General features: G+C 58.2%; 14 protein-coding genes. 7 read left to right on the plus strand and 7 right to left on the minus strand.

Annotation, left to right across the window (positions count from 1 at the left end; genetic code table 11):
• The first annotated feature begins 304 nt into the window (after nucleotides 1-304).
• Genes C9413_RS18425 through C9413_RS18450 form a run of 6 tightly spaced genes read left to right on the plus strand, consistent with a single transcriptional unit; the run spans nucleotide 305 to nucleotide 5289 of the window.
• Entirely contained in the window at nucleotides 305-1453 is a 1149-nt protein-coding gene (locus C9413_RS18425; protein ID WP_170250737.1) for an ABC transporter substrate-binding protein, read from the plus strand.
• Nucleotides 1454-1473: 20 nt separating this feature from the next.
• Entirely contained in the window at nucleotides 1474-2448 is a 975-nt protein-coding gene (locus C9413_RS18430) for a YVTN family beta-propeller repeat protein (protein WP_040115781.1), read from the plus strand.
• Nucleotides 2449-2479: 31 nt separating this feature from the next.
• On the plus strand, nucleotides 2480-2941 hold the full coding sequence (locus tag C9413_RS18435) for a hypothetical protein (RefSeq protein ID WP_040115782.1): 462 nt from the start codon (nucleotides 2480-2482) through the stop codon (nucleotides 2939-2941).
• Nucleotides 2942-2996: 55 nt separating this feature from the next.
• A complete protein-coding gene (locus C9413_RS18440) occupies nucleotides 2997-3803 on the plus strand; it encodes an ABC transporter ATP-binding protein (protein ID WP_052451836.1) in 807 nt (268 codons plus the stop codon).
• A complete protein-coding gene (locus C9413_RS18445) occupies nucleotides 3800-4669 on the plus strand; it encodes an ABC transporter permease (protein WP_052451837.1) in 870 nt (289 codons plus the stop codon). The genes C9413_RS18440 and C9413_RS18445 overlap by 4 nt, the downstream gene beginning before the upstream one ends.
• Nucleotides 4666-5289: a hypothetical protein gene (locus C9413_RS18450; protein WP_040115783.1), complete on the plus strand. Its 624-nt coding sequence runs from the start codon at nucleotides 4666-4668 to the stop codon at nucleotides 5287-5289. Before C9413_RS18445 ends, C9413_RS18450 begins: the two co-directional genes overlap by 4 nt.
• On the opposite strand, the gene C9413_RS18455 is transcribed toward C9413_RS18450, so the two are convergent.
• The 7 genes from C9413_RS18455 to C9413_RS18485 all read right to left on the minus strand — a co-directional run bounded on the left by C9413_RS18455 (nucleotide 5264) and on the right by C9413_RS18485 (nucleotide 11140).
• Nucleotides 5264-5566: a hypothetical protein gene (locus C9413_RS18455; RefSeq protein WP_170250734.1), complete on the minus strand. Its 303-nt coding sequence runs from the start codon at nucleotides 5564-5566 to the stop codon at nucleotides 5264-5266. The genes C9413_RS18450 and C9413_RS18455 overlap by 26 nt on opposite strands.
• Before the next feature lie 95 nt (nucleotides 5567-5661).
• Nucleotides 5662-6081 (minus strand): organic hydroperoxide resistance protein, encoded by a 420-nt coding sequence (locus C9413_RS18460; protein ID WP_040115785.1) that lies wholly within the window; start codon nucleotides 6079-6081, stop codon nucleotides 5662-5664.
• Nucleotides 6082-6371: 290 nt separating this feature from the next.
• Nucleotides 6372-7043 (minus strand): HAD family hydrolase, encoded by a 672-nt coding sequence (locus C9413_RS18465; RefSeq protein WP_040116638.1) that lies wholly within the window; start codon nucleotides 7041-7043, stop codon nucleotides 6372-6374.
• A gap of 69 nt (nucleotides 7044-7112) precedes the next feature.
• Nucleotides 7113-7844 carry a glycerophosphodiester phosphodiesterase family protein gene (locus C9413_RS18470; protein ID WP_040115786.1) on the minus strand — a complete coding sequence of 244 codons (732 nt, stop codon included), beginning with the start codon at nucleotides 7842-7844 and terminating at the stop codon, nucleotides 7113-7115.
• Nucleotides 7845-7876: 32 nt separating this feature from the next.
• Nucleotides 7877-8797: an ABC transporter permease subunit gene (locus C9413_RS18475; RefSeq protein ID WP_040115787.1), complete on the minus strand. Its 921-nt coding sequence runs from the start codon at nucleotides 8795-8797 to the stop codon at nucleotides 7877-7879.
• Between the two features lie 2 nt (nucleotides 8798-8799).
• A complete protein-coding gene (locus C9413_RS18480; protein WP_170250735.1) occupies nucleotides 8800-9792 on the minus strand; it encodes an ABC transporter permease subunit in 993 nt (330 codons plus the stop codon).
• Nucleotides 9779-11140, minus strand: coding sequence for an extracellular solute-binding protein (locus C9413_RS18485; protein WP_040115789.1), 1362 nt, complete (start codon nucleotides 11138-11140; stop codon nucleotides 9779-9781). The genes C9413_RS18480 and C9413_RS18485 overlap by 14 nt, the downstream gene beginning before the upstream one ends.
• A 153-nt stretch (nucleotides 11141-11293) precedes the next feature.
• Between C9413_RS18485 and C9413_RS18490 the strand changes: the two genes are divergently transcribed.
• On the plus strand, nucleotides 11294-11826 hold a 533-nt coding region (locus tag C9413_RS18490), incomplete at its 3' end, for an ATP-binding cassette domain-containing protein (protein ID WP_170250736.1).

Here is an 11826-nt window from a genome sequence, read left to right on the forward strand (position 1 = left end):
ATCGTCCCCACCTGCCTGTAGAACGATCTCCGCCTCGTTGCGATTTTGAACACTGGCCAACATCAATGTCATGGCATGTCTCCGCAGGCGCCGCATTTTTCCCAACCGTGGCGGGAAAAGTTGAGTGCAAGTATTGAGTTTATCGGGGATTGGACTACAAACATAGTGGGCACCTAATCGAGACAGCGCGTCCGCCTTCGTTGAAGCCGGCGCGGAGCGTGGTATGACCATGAAGAGTATGGTGCCGAATACTCTTATCTTTTTATTCGCTTGTTTTTCGCTGCTCGTCAATGCGCCGCATCTGATGGCGCAGCAAAATCCCGCCAACGGACCTGCAACGGAAATCCGCATAGGATATCTGCGCGCCTATGAGCCACAACTTGCGCTGTCGGTCCTGGATGTCCCCCCGCGCGATGCAGGCGTTGCCGGAGCCAATATCGCCATCAACGACAACAACACGACCGGCAGATTTCTCGGCCAGTCGTACAGCCTGGACGTGGTAGAGACGAAACGGGAGGAGGATGTCGTCCCGGTTTTCAGGCAGATGCTGGCGCGCGGCGAGAAATATGTGCTGACCGACATATCAACCAAACAGTTGCTCTCGATTGCCGATCTCGCCAAGGAGAACGGTGTGCTTCTCTTCAATGTCGGCTCGACCGACGACATTTTGCGCGAGCAGGAATGCCGCTCTAACGTCTTCCACGCCGCGCCGACGCGCACCATGCTTGCCGATGGCCTGGCGCAGTATCTGATCTGGAAGCAGTGGCGCAAATGGGTGCTGCTTTATGGTTCCCACGAACCGGACCAGCTTTTTGCGGACGCGATCCGGCGCTCTGCCAAGCGTTTCGGTGCGACGATCGTCGAGGAGCGGCTCTACAAGGATACGGGCACGGCCCGCAGAACCGACAGCGGCGTCGTTCAGGTGCAGCGACAGATGCCGGTCTTCACCCAGGGCCTGCCCGACCATGATGTCGTCATTGTTGCCGACGAGAGCGAGGTCTTTGGAAGCTATGTTCCTTTCCGGACCTGGGACCCGCGGCCCGTCGCCGGCACGGCGGGCCTCATTGCCTCGTCCTGGCATCCGGCCAGCGAACAATGGGGCGGCTCTCAGATCCAGAACCGCTTCGTGAAGGCGACGGGACGGCGCATGCTCGGCAAGGACATGCAGGCCTGGACGGCAGCCCGCATCCTCGGCGAGGCCGCGACGCGGACCAACGGCAACGATCCTGCTCAGATCGAAGCCTTCATAAAAGACGAGAATTTCTCACTGGCGGCCTTCAAGGGACAGAAGGTGAGCTTCCGTCGCTGGAACTGGCAGCTCCGCCAGCCAATTCTGCTCGGCGATGGGCGTGGTGTGATCTCCACCTCGCCCCAGGAGGGTTTTCTTCACCAGTTTTCCGAACTCGACACATTGGGGATCGATCAACCGGAGACAGCCTGCAAATTGAACTGAACAGGCAATGGGAGGAAAGAATGCACAGACATGTTTATCTGCTTGCGGGAATAATCGCCGCCGTCTTGTATGCGGGACCGTCTCTGGCCAATACCGTCTATGTTTCGAACGAGAAGGACAACACCGTCACCGTCGTCGACTCCAAGACGATGGAAGTCACCCAGACAATCAATGTTGGACAAAGGCCGCGCGGCATTACGATTTCCCATGACGGAAAGCACCTTTATGTCTGCGCGAGCGACGACGACACCGTCGAGATCATCGATACGGCAACGCATCAGATCATCGGGACACTGCCTTCCGGTCCGGATCCGGAGCTCTTCGTGCTATCGCCTGACGGCAAGACGCTCTACGTCGCAAATGAGGACGACAATCTGGTCACCGTCATCGACGTCGACAATAAATCCGTGATCACCGAAATACCGGTCGGCGTGGAGCCTGAAGGCATGGGCATCAGCCCCGACGGAAAGACGATGGTGAACACCTCCGAAACGACGAACATGGCGCATTTTATCGATACCTCGACCCATGAGATCGTCGCCAACGTGCTCGTCGACTCGCGTCCGCGCTTTGCCGAATTCAAGCCCGACGGTTCACAGGTCTGGATCTCTTCGGAAATCGGTGGAACCGTCTCCGTCATAGACAATGGCTCCAGACAAATCGTCAAAAAGATCACGTTTGAGATCCAGGGCTTGCGCTCGGAGGCGGTTCAGCCCGTTGGCGTGCGGATTTCGGCGGATGGCAAGAAAGCCTATGTCGCCCTCGGCCCGGCCAACCGCGTGGCGGTCATAGACACGCAAACCTATGAGGTCGAGAAATATATCCTTGTCGGTCAGCGTGTCTGGCAGTTGGCTTTCACGCCCGACGGCCAGCACCTGATCAGCACGAACGGTCTTTCCAACGATATCACCTTCATCGACACGGCGGGCGACGAGCCGGTCAAATCCGTCACCGTCGGCGCCATGCCGTGGGGAGTGACCGTAGCACCCAACTGATAGGCGTTCCGCTTTCCAAAAGGAGGACAGCATGAAACTCGCAGTCATTGCTTTTGCAATTCTTATCGGCGCTCTTTCTACCCAACAACCGGCCCTTGCCCAGTCCGGCGATGACGATGACGGCGATCCCGAGCCCAAGGTTACGCGCGCAAGCCAAAACGTGCCGGAATTGATCCTCGGATCGAAGGACGACAGCTACGCAGTGAACCGGAAAGACTTCGAACTCGTTTCAGGACAGGGCTACCGGTGGAAGATCACGTCGGCGGCCGGCCTTGAGTACAAGTTCGTAACCGATCTGTTTCGCAACGTGTGGATGAATCAGATCGTCATCAACGATCTCGAGGTTCACATGAATGGAGCCCCGGCATGGCTCGAATTCGATTCAGAAGGAACGATCAACGTGCAGTTTTCAACAGTGCGGCCGGGAGAATACACATGGTCGATTCCCGACCTTGCCGACAAGGGCATGACAGGCAAGATCATCATCAAGTAGGCATCCCGGGCGTCCTGCTCGCCTGCGGCAACGCCGCTTGTGAAAGGTATATCCAATGAAGCTTGAATCCCGCTTGGACGAGACATCCAATAGGCAGGAGAGTGCGGCGCTCGCCGCACTCGAACTCACTTCCGTCAGCTATAGCTATGGGCAGCGAAAGGCGCTCGACAATGTGTCGTTTTCCATAGAGCCCTCGCGCTTCACCGTTCTTCTGGGGCTTAACGGTGCCGGCAAGACGACGCTGTTTTCACTCGTCAGCCATCTTTTTTCGCCGCCGGCGGGCCGCATTCGCGTGTTCGGCCAGGACATAGATCGCAATCCCGGCCCCGCACTCAGACATCTCGGCATCGTGTTTCAGGCCCGCACCCTCGATCTCGATTTGAGTGTCCGACAGAATCTCCTCTATCACGCCTCCCTGCACGGCATCGGATCGCGTGTGGCGCGGCAACGGATCGACGAGCTTCTTCGGTCCATCGACATGAGCGACCGCATCGAGGAAAAGGTCCGCGGTCTGTCCGGCGGACAGATCAGGCGTGTCGAGATCGTCCGGGCGCTCCTGCACCGGCCTTCCCTTTTGCTGCTCGATGAGGCGACGGTCGGGCTCGACATCAAGTCGCGTGCGACCATTCTGAGGGATATTCGTGCTCTCGTGGAACACGCCGGCATCAGCGTGCTGTGGGCAACCCACCTGATCGACGAGGTTGGTCAGGCGGATCAGATCCTGGTCCTGGACCAGGGAAAGCTCGTCGCCGATGGTCCGGTTTCGGCCATTCTTGCCCACACCGGCACGGAGACCATCAATCAGGCATTCTCAAAGCTTACCGGTATCGCGGACATGAATATCCGGGGAGGAAAACAATGAGCGGCGCGACCAGAACGTTGGGCGGTGCGACCGCCGGGGAATGGAAAGGCTTCACGCCGATCCAGTACCTCGTGTGCCTGCGGGGTATTCTGTTTCGCGAATGGCTGCGCTACCTCTCGCAGAAGGAGCGCTTCGTCTCCTCGCTGGTGCGGCCGCTGCTCTGGCTCTTCATATTCGCAGCCGGTTTCCGGCAGGTGCTGGGCGTTTCGATCATTCCGCCGTATGAGACCTATGTTCTTTACGAGGTCTACATCACGCCTGGATTGTGCGGGATGATCCTCCTCTTCAGCGGCATGCAGTCCTCCCTGTCGATGGTCTATGACCGGGAGATGGGCAATATGCGTATCCTGCTCGTCAGTCCATTTCCGCGCTGGTATCTTCTCGTATCCAAGCTTTTGGCCGGCGTTGCCGTTTCGCTTCTCCAGGTCTATGCATTCCTGGCGATTGCCTGGTTATGGGACGTAAAGGCGCCAATCGCCGGCTATTTCATGATCCTGCCTGCCCTGTTTTTCTCAGGGCTGATGCTTGGAGCGTTGGGAATGCTCTTGTCATCGCTTGTCAAGCAATTGGAGAATTTTGCAGGGATCATGAATTTCGTGATCTTTCCCATGTATTTCGCCTCCTCGGCACTTTACCCGCTCTGGCGGGTTCAAGAAGCAAGCCCGCTGCTCTACAAGATATGCCTCCTCAACCCGTTCACCTATGCGGTCGAACTCATCCGCTTCGCCTTTTACGCGCGTATCGAATGGACATCACTTGCCGTCGTTCTGGCCGTCACGCTTGCCCTGTTGGGGGGAGCCATCCTGGCCTATAATCCCGCACGTGGCCTGACCGTCCGCAAGCAGGAGATGGGAGCAAGCCAGTGAGCCGACGCGTTTTCGTGATCGCAATCCTTGCCGCGCTGTCTGCGGCACCGGCGGCACACCCCGCAACAAACACCGATCCGGACTGGCCTTGCGTTCAGCGCAAGGTGCCTGAACTTTCGATCGGCCAGGTGTGGAACGCCGGCGAGCTTCCCGAAACGGCCAAGCAATGGGACAAGGACCCTCGATTGTCCGACCTCGCCGCCGAACTCGTCAAGCGCAGCAATCCGATCGATGATGCCCGCAAGCAGATTTCCGATTATATCGCATCGCTGCCCAAGGATCAGGCCCATGAAAAGCTGGAGCAGCTTTTCATGGGCGTGTTTGACAAGATCAACATAGAACGCGGCCTGATCATCTCCGGCATTTCGCGCTATGCCGAAAGTCAAAGGCAGCTTGCCGCCGATCTCAGAAAAAAGGCCGCAGAGGTCGACAAGATGCGCACGGCATCTGATGCCGACCAGACCGAGCTTGCCAGGCAGACGGCGCAACTGACATGGGAGACGCGCATCTTCGAAGAGCGTGTCCAGTCGCTTTCTTATGTCTGCGAGGTTCCGACAATGATCGAGCAGCGCCTTTATAGCCTCTCGAAAATCATCAGCGAGATGATGCAAAGGAACTGATCCTGCCGCCGGCAGCACCCTGCGAATGGCCAGCTTGCGCCGTCGCGATCAAGCCGCCGGCCGCGACCTCGAAGCGTCGAGGTTCACTCGCGTATCCGGATGCGCAACGCTGCCGGGGCAAGCGGTTTTTAGCGCGACTGCCGGGCGCTTCAACGGCGAGCGCAGACGCCGCCGTGCGCAGGCCAGCCAGCGGAGAAGGTTCCTGCGAGGCGAAATCGTAGAGACAGGGCGTCGCGAAGATTGCCCCGCTCAGGATAGAGATGGTCAGCAGTCTCATTCGTCCTCCGCAGAACATGGGGGATGTCTTCTTCCGTTCGCGTTGCGCGTAATCCGGCCGCCGCAGACCCTTGGGGCCTGAGGCGGCCGCTTGCGTTACTCGACGATCTGCAGTTCCACATGGATGTTGTCGCGTGTCGCCTTGGAATATGGGCATGTCTGATGCGCTTCCTCGACCAGGACCGTTGCCAATGCCGGCTCGATACCCGGCAGGCGAACGTTAAGGCGGGCCTGCAGAAAATAGGCGCCGTCGCTGTTTCCAAGATCGACCTCGGCATCAACGGAAAGATCCTGAGGAAGCTTCACCTTTCGCTTGCCCGCGGCAATGCCGATTGCGCCGATGAAGCAGGCCGACCATCCGGCGGCAAAGAGCTGCTCGGGATTGGTGCCGTCCCGATTGCTGCCCGGAGGCGAGAGCTTGATGTCCAGCTGACCATCGTCACTGCGAGAGGCCCCCTCGCGGCCGCCGGTTGTCCGGGTCTTGCCCGTATAAAGAACCTTATCGATCTTCGTCATCTCCAAACACTCCTTTGCTGCGTCGCTGGCGACGTCGTTTTGGGAAGTGTCATTTGCCCGATTGACGTATCGGTCATGTTTTCAAAATGATCCGAAGTGTAACGAAACGTAGCGACTCGCTGGTCAGACATCTTGTTGTACAGTTAAGGTAGGCTGAGGCTCGGCGCGTGAGAACGTTTTGCTTCCAGTTCCACGAAGTCGCGCGCACAGAGCCCCATAAAGCCGCCGTCAGAGAGATGGCGGAGTTTCAAGAGATAAGTCGGCCCGGACGTCTCGGGAGGGATGGAGACCTAGGCCTTGATCGACTGGCTCGCTGCCAACAGCATTGGCGTTAATTCTCCGGCTCCGGTTGCCACGCCAAAGGCGCCCGAGGAAACAAGCAATGCCTTCCTTGCCGGCCTCGGATCGGCAGGATCAACGAAGCCTATGGCGATCATGCCGGCGGAGACGGCTGCCGCAACGCCATGCGGACTGTCGTCGACCATGACACATCGTGCCGGTCTTGCCGCGAATTTCTCCGCGCAATGCAATAAAAGGTCCGGGGCAGGCTTTGGCCGCGCCACGGCCTCGGCGCTGAAGACCCCCGGGTGGAAGCACTGCCAGAGATCGAGCCTGCCGAGGCTCGCGCGAAGCCGGTGCATCGTACTGTTCGATGCAACACATTTCGGCCGGGTTAGGCTGGCAACGATGTCGCCGATGCCAGCCATTGGCGTCAAGGACCGTGCGAATTCGGCGTAAAGCCGCCGATGCCAGGCTTGGAAGACGTTTGCAACGTCACCCAAGCCGTAGTCGCGGACGCACATGTCGCGGATCACCCTTTCGGAATTGCCCGTGAATTTTTCATGGGCTTCGGAAGGGGTGATTGCCACGCCCGCCTCCTGCAGGGCTTCCGCAAGCGTGCGGCTTGCGATCGGCTCGCTGTCGATGAGCACGCCGTCGCAGTCGAAAATGACCAGGTCAATGTTCTGAAGGGGATCCGGGTTGGAGCGATTGGCGGCGCGCGTTTGGTCTGTCGCAGATAAGGACACGGTTCACGAACCCCGTATGCTAAGGGCAAGATCCGGCCTGTCGGTCGTGATCTGCCGGACCGGTTTGGCCAACCAATAGGCAATGTCTGCAGTGTGATTCGGCACCCATGCGCCGAGCCGGTCAAAGGGAATGAAGGACGTGATTTCGTCCCAATGCGTCGCAAGCAGAGACTTTTCGACGGCAATGATGTCGGCGAGCTCCTCCATTTTCTTAAGGCCGGATCTGAGGCCACCTCGCTCGGCGGCTGCGCGGTCAAATGAAGACAGCGTCCGGATATGCGGCGCAACCTCACGGACAGTTTGAAGAACGCTGGCGTGAAAGCTCGTCAGGAACGAACGGTCGGCGAGCTTGAGGCTATCGACGAGGTTTGCAGCCCTCCTCTCAAGGCCCGGATAGGCATCCCCTTTCGCATCCGCCTTCAGCTCGATATGCAGCTCAAGGGCGCTGAACTTGAATATCTCGAGAACCTCGTCAAGCGTCGGTATCGCCTCTCCGTCGCTGTCTTTCAGCCTGACGCTTCGGTGCTCGCCTGGAGCAAGGTCGAAGACCGGTCCGGAGTGATCGGTCGTGCGATCAAGGGTTGCGTCGTGAATGACGAGCAGTTCGCCAAAACGGGTCAAATGCACGTCGAATTCGACGCCTTCGACTGGCATTTCAGCCAGCTTGCGGAAGCCAGAAAGGCTGTTTTCGGGCCAGAGATTGCGGCCACCGCGATGACCGATGATGTAAACCATATCGAAATTGTCCTTATTGTCTGGGCAAAGGCCTACTTGCCGGAGTCTACCAGCCCCTTGGTGAACCAGCGTTGCATGAGGAGAATGATGACTGCCGGAGGCAACATGACGAAGAGAGCGGCACTCATGGCAATGTTCCATGCAGGCACGGAATCTGACACCGGAACCAGCTCCTTAAGACCCAGAATTGCGGTCGCCATCGTCTTGTCGGTGGTAAAGAGCAGCGGCCAAAGATACTGGTTCCAGCCATAGAGAAAGAGGATGATTGCAAGTGCCGCGATATTGGCGGTGGAAAGCGGCAGCAGCACATCCTTGAAGAATTTAAGGGGGCCGGCACCATCGAGTTTCGCCGCCTCGCACAGCTCCTCAGGCACGGTCAGGAAGAATTGGCGGAAGAGAAATGTCGCCGACGCGGAGGCAATCAGCGGCAGGATCAGACCGCCATAGGTGTTCACCATGTTCCACTTCATGGATGTTTCGATGCTGTAGCCCGTCAGGTTTTCCAAAAGGCCTGCAAATCCTGTGATGCCGGAAAGCCAGCGGATCGGGCCCGCAGCGTCGGCGACGGCCTCGTAAGTCGGGATGATGCGGACTTCCACGGGCAGCATCAAGGAAACGAAAATCAGCCAGAATGCGGTCATGCGGAACGGGAAGCGAAAATAGGTCACGGCAAAAGCCGCAATGAGCGAAATGGCGAGCTTGCCGATGACGATCCCGCCCGTCACGATGATCGAGTTGAGGAAAGCTTGCGCAAAATCGCCTTGCCTCCAGGCGACTGCGACATTGTCGATAAAATGCGAGCCCGGCACGAGCGGGAAAGGAGCCTGCTGCACCTCTTCCAGCGTGAGCGAACCTGCCACGAAGGCAAAGTAGAGCGGCAAGCATACGAAAGCTGCGCCAACCAACAGAACAACGTGACAGAAGATCGAAAGACCGAGATTTCGTTCGCCCATGGCTACACCTGATAATTGACCTTGCGCTCAAGCGCTCGGAACTGGAGGACCGTGAAAAGGACCGCGACGATCATCAAGATCACCGACTGGGCAGCTGACGACCCCAGATCGAGCTGCACGAAGCCGTCCTGATAGACCTTGTAGACCAGGCTGTTTGTGGCGCCTGCAGGCCCGCCACGCGTGACGGCAGCGATGATGCCGAACGTTTCGAAGAGGCCGTAGACGAAGTTCATGACGACGAGGAAGAACACCGTCGGTGAGACGAGCGGCAGGGAAATCGTGAAGAACCGCCGAACCGGGCCCGCCCCATCAAGCTTGGCAGCTTCCAGCAGCGAGGCCGGAACCGCAAGCAATGCGGCAACCAGGAAGATGTAGTCATAGCAGACGTTCTTCCAGATGGAGGCAATCGTCACCAGAATCTGTGCATCGAATGGCCGTCTGTTCGGATCCCAGGCAATGCCCAGCGAATGCAGGAACTGTGCGATCGGACCGACAGCCGGATTGAACAGAAAGGCCCAAAGCACGCCGGATATGACAGGCGCAATCGCATAAGGCATCAGGATGATGCTCTTGTAGATGGCGCGGCCGCGGATGACGAAATCCGTGGCGAACGCAAAGAGCCCCGCAAGGCCAAGCGTTGCAATGTTCTGGAACAGCGTGAACCACAGCGTAAAGAGGGCGCTGCTTCTATATTCAGGGCTCGCCAGCAACGTCTGAAAATTCTTCAGGCCGACGAAGATCTGCAGGCCACCGAATGGGTCGACCTGTACAAAGGCGAGCGACAATGCCTTGTAGGAAGGGATGAAGAAAAAAAACAGCAGGATCAGCAACTGAGGCGCAACGAGCAGGGCAGCGAGCCACGGCTTGTTGAAATGCGCAGCCTTGAGACCGGCCTCGGGGGAGCGCGCTGTCGCCAGGCGGGACAATGGCCTTCCCAGGATGCGGAGGCGCCGTGGAGCGCCTCCGATGACCTGCACTGGACTATTTCCCCGCATGGAGCTGCTCATATTGGCGAAGAATCTGGTTTCCGCGGGCAGCCGCTGAATCAAGCGCCTCTTGGGGGGTCTTTTGACCGGTCCAGACCCCTTGGATCTCTTCGACAAGAAGCGCCATCGACTGATTGTGGTTGCCGAAACGGAAGCCGCGGGAATTATCGTCCGGCGTACCGCGGGAAAGCTGCAGAATGGCGATCTCACGCGTCGGATGCTCCTTGTAGTAGCCTTCCGCCTTGGCCTGCTCGTAGGCTGCGTTGGTGACCGGCACATATCCCGTCTGCTTGCTCCACCAGACCTGTGTCTTCGGCGAAGCGACGAAATTCAAAAAGGCGGCCGCGCCCTTGTATTCGTCCTCGGATTTCCCCTTGAGCACCCAGAGCGCACCGCCTCCGATCGTGCTGTTCTTCGGTTCGATGCCTTCCTCGTGCGGCAGGAAGGTCGCGCTCCATTTGAACTTTGCGCCCGCCTCCACAGCAGCATGGGCGGCCGTCGAGGCGACATAGGTCGAGCAGGTGCCCGAGATGAAGAGCTGATCGGGAGAAAGCCCCTGGCCGGCGATCTGCAAGACGCCGTCATCCATCCACTTTTTCAAGCGCTCCACCTGACCGACGACCAGCGGGCTCTTGTTGAAGACGAACTCGGTATCCAGCCCGCCAAAACCATTGGCTTTGGTGCCATAGGGCTGGTCTTGTATGGCCGCATAATTCTCGATCAGGCTCCAGTAGAAGTCGTTGGCGAGTGCCATCTGGCATTTCGAGATGCCTTTTTCCTTGATCGCATAAAGCTGCTTTTCGACTTCCTGCCAGGTTTCACCAGGCTTTTCAAAGCCGGCCGCCTTGAACTGTTCGGCATTGTACCAGAAGATCGGAGTCGAGCTGTTGAACGGCATCGCGGCGGGCTTGCCGTCAATGAGATAAAAGCCCGCAACGGGTGCAACAAAATCGTTCCAGTTGATCTTGTAGCCTTCCCGCTCCATGAGTTCAGGAACCGGAATGATCGCGCCGGACCGGTACATTGTCTGGAAGCCGCGTTCGGCAGCCTGAATCAAAACAGGCTGCTGACCAACGCGATAGGCCGCAACCATTGCAGCCATCGTTTCCTCATAATTGCCTTTGCTGACACCGACGATCTCATATTTGTCCTGAGAAGCGTTGAAATCTGAAATCAGCTGCTTGGTGATCTCGGCAAGCCGGCCGCTGGCGGCATTCCACCATTCGACCTTTACCCGGTCTGCGGCGAGCGCATTGCCTCCGATATTAAAGCTTAAGACCAGTGCGGCGGCGCCAGCCGCAACGCTCTTGAAGACCCGCCCGAACTGGCGGTGGTTTTCTGAAGCCTTGTCTGTCATTTCGTTTTCCTCTCCATCGCCTGCTGTTTGTGCGTCGGCTTTGCCGGCTGCGGCTGACCCCTCCCAAGGTGGCGATGAAAACAGGTTAGGGGTGACTTGTTACAAATGTCAATACCATGTTACAAATGTATGACGGCGCACGGGAGGAACGAAATGGCAGCCATAGAACTCATCGATCTGAAGAAGAATTATGGTCAGGTCCCAGCGGTGAAAGGTGTCAACCTGACTGTCGCCGACGGCAAAATGATCGTGCTTGTCGGGCCTTCGGGCTGTGGCAAGTCGACGCTTCTACGAATGATTGCCGGCCTTGAGAGCATCAGTTCAGGGCATTTGCATATTGCGGGAACCGACGTGAGCACCGTCGAGCCCGCAAAGCGCGATATCGCGATGGTGTTCCAGAACTACGCGCTTTACCCCCATATGACGGTTCGTCAGAACCTCGAATATGGACTGAAAAATCGCCGCGTCGCGCGCGCCGAAATCGACCGGCGCATTGCCGAAACCGCAGCCATTCTGGAAATCGGCCCATTCCTCGAGCGCCGTCCACGTCAGCTATCGGGCGGGCAGCGCCAGCGCGTCGCAATGGGTCGGGCAATCGTTCGCAATCCCGCCGCTATCCTCCTTGACGAGCCGCTTTCGTACCTTGACGCGCCCCTGCGCGTCCCTCTTCGGGGGGTAGTCCTGCG

It is taken from the genome of Rhizobium sp. SEMIA 4085 (genome assembly GCF_013004495.1).
In the GTDB taxonomy this organism is placed as follows: domain Bacteria; phylum Pseudomonadota; class Alphaproteobacteria; order Rhizobiales; family Rhizobiaceae; genus Rhizobium; species Rhizobium gallicum.

Bases quoted from the DNA above. Each gene is read 5' to 3' on its own strand.
- C9413_RS18425 (WP_170250737.1), top strand. From the start codon at position 305: ATGGCGCAGCAAAATCCCGCCAACGGACCTGCAACGGAAATCCGCATA.
- C9413_RS18430 (WP_040115781.1), top strand. From the start codon at position 1,474: ATGCACAGACATGTTTATCTGCTTGCGGGAATAATCGCCGCCGTCTTG.
- C9413_RS18435 (WP_040115782.1), top strand. From the start codon at position 2,480: ATGAAACTCGCAGTCATTGCTTTTGCAATTCTTATCGGCGCTCTTTCT.
- C9413_RS18440 (WP_052451836.1), top strand. From the start codon at position 2,997: ATGAAGCTTGAATCCCGCTTGGACGAGACATCCAATAGGCAGGAGAGT.
- C9413_RS18445 (WP_052451837.1), top strand. From the start codon at position 3,800: ATGAGCGGCGCGACCAGAACGTTGGGCGGTGCGACCGCCGGGGAATGG.
- C9413_RS18455 (WP_170250734.1), bottom strand. From the start codon at position 5,566: ATGAGACTGCTGACCATCTCTATCCTGAGCGGGGCAATCTTCGCGACG.
- C9413_RS18460 (WP_040115785.1), bottom strand. From the start codon at position 6,081: ATGACGAAGATCGATAAGGTTCTTTATACGGGCAAGACCCGGACAACC.
- C9413_RS18470 (WP_040115786.1), bottom strand. From the start codon at position 7,844: ATGGTTTACATCATCGGTCATCGCGGTGGCCGCAATCTCTGGCCCGAA.
- C9413_RS18475 (WP_040115787.1), bottom strand. From the start codon at position 8,797: ATGGGCGAACGAAATCTCGGTCTTTCGATCTTCTGTCACGTTGTTCTG.
- C9413_RS18480 (WP_170250735.1), bottom strand. From the start codon at position 9,792: ATGCGGGGAAATAGTCCAGTGCAGGTCATCGGAGGCGCTCCACGGCGC.
- C9413_RS18485 (WP_040115789.1), bottom strand. From the start codon at position 11,140: ATGACAGACAAGGCTTCAGAAAACCACCGCCAGTTCGGGCGGGTCTTC.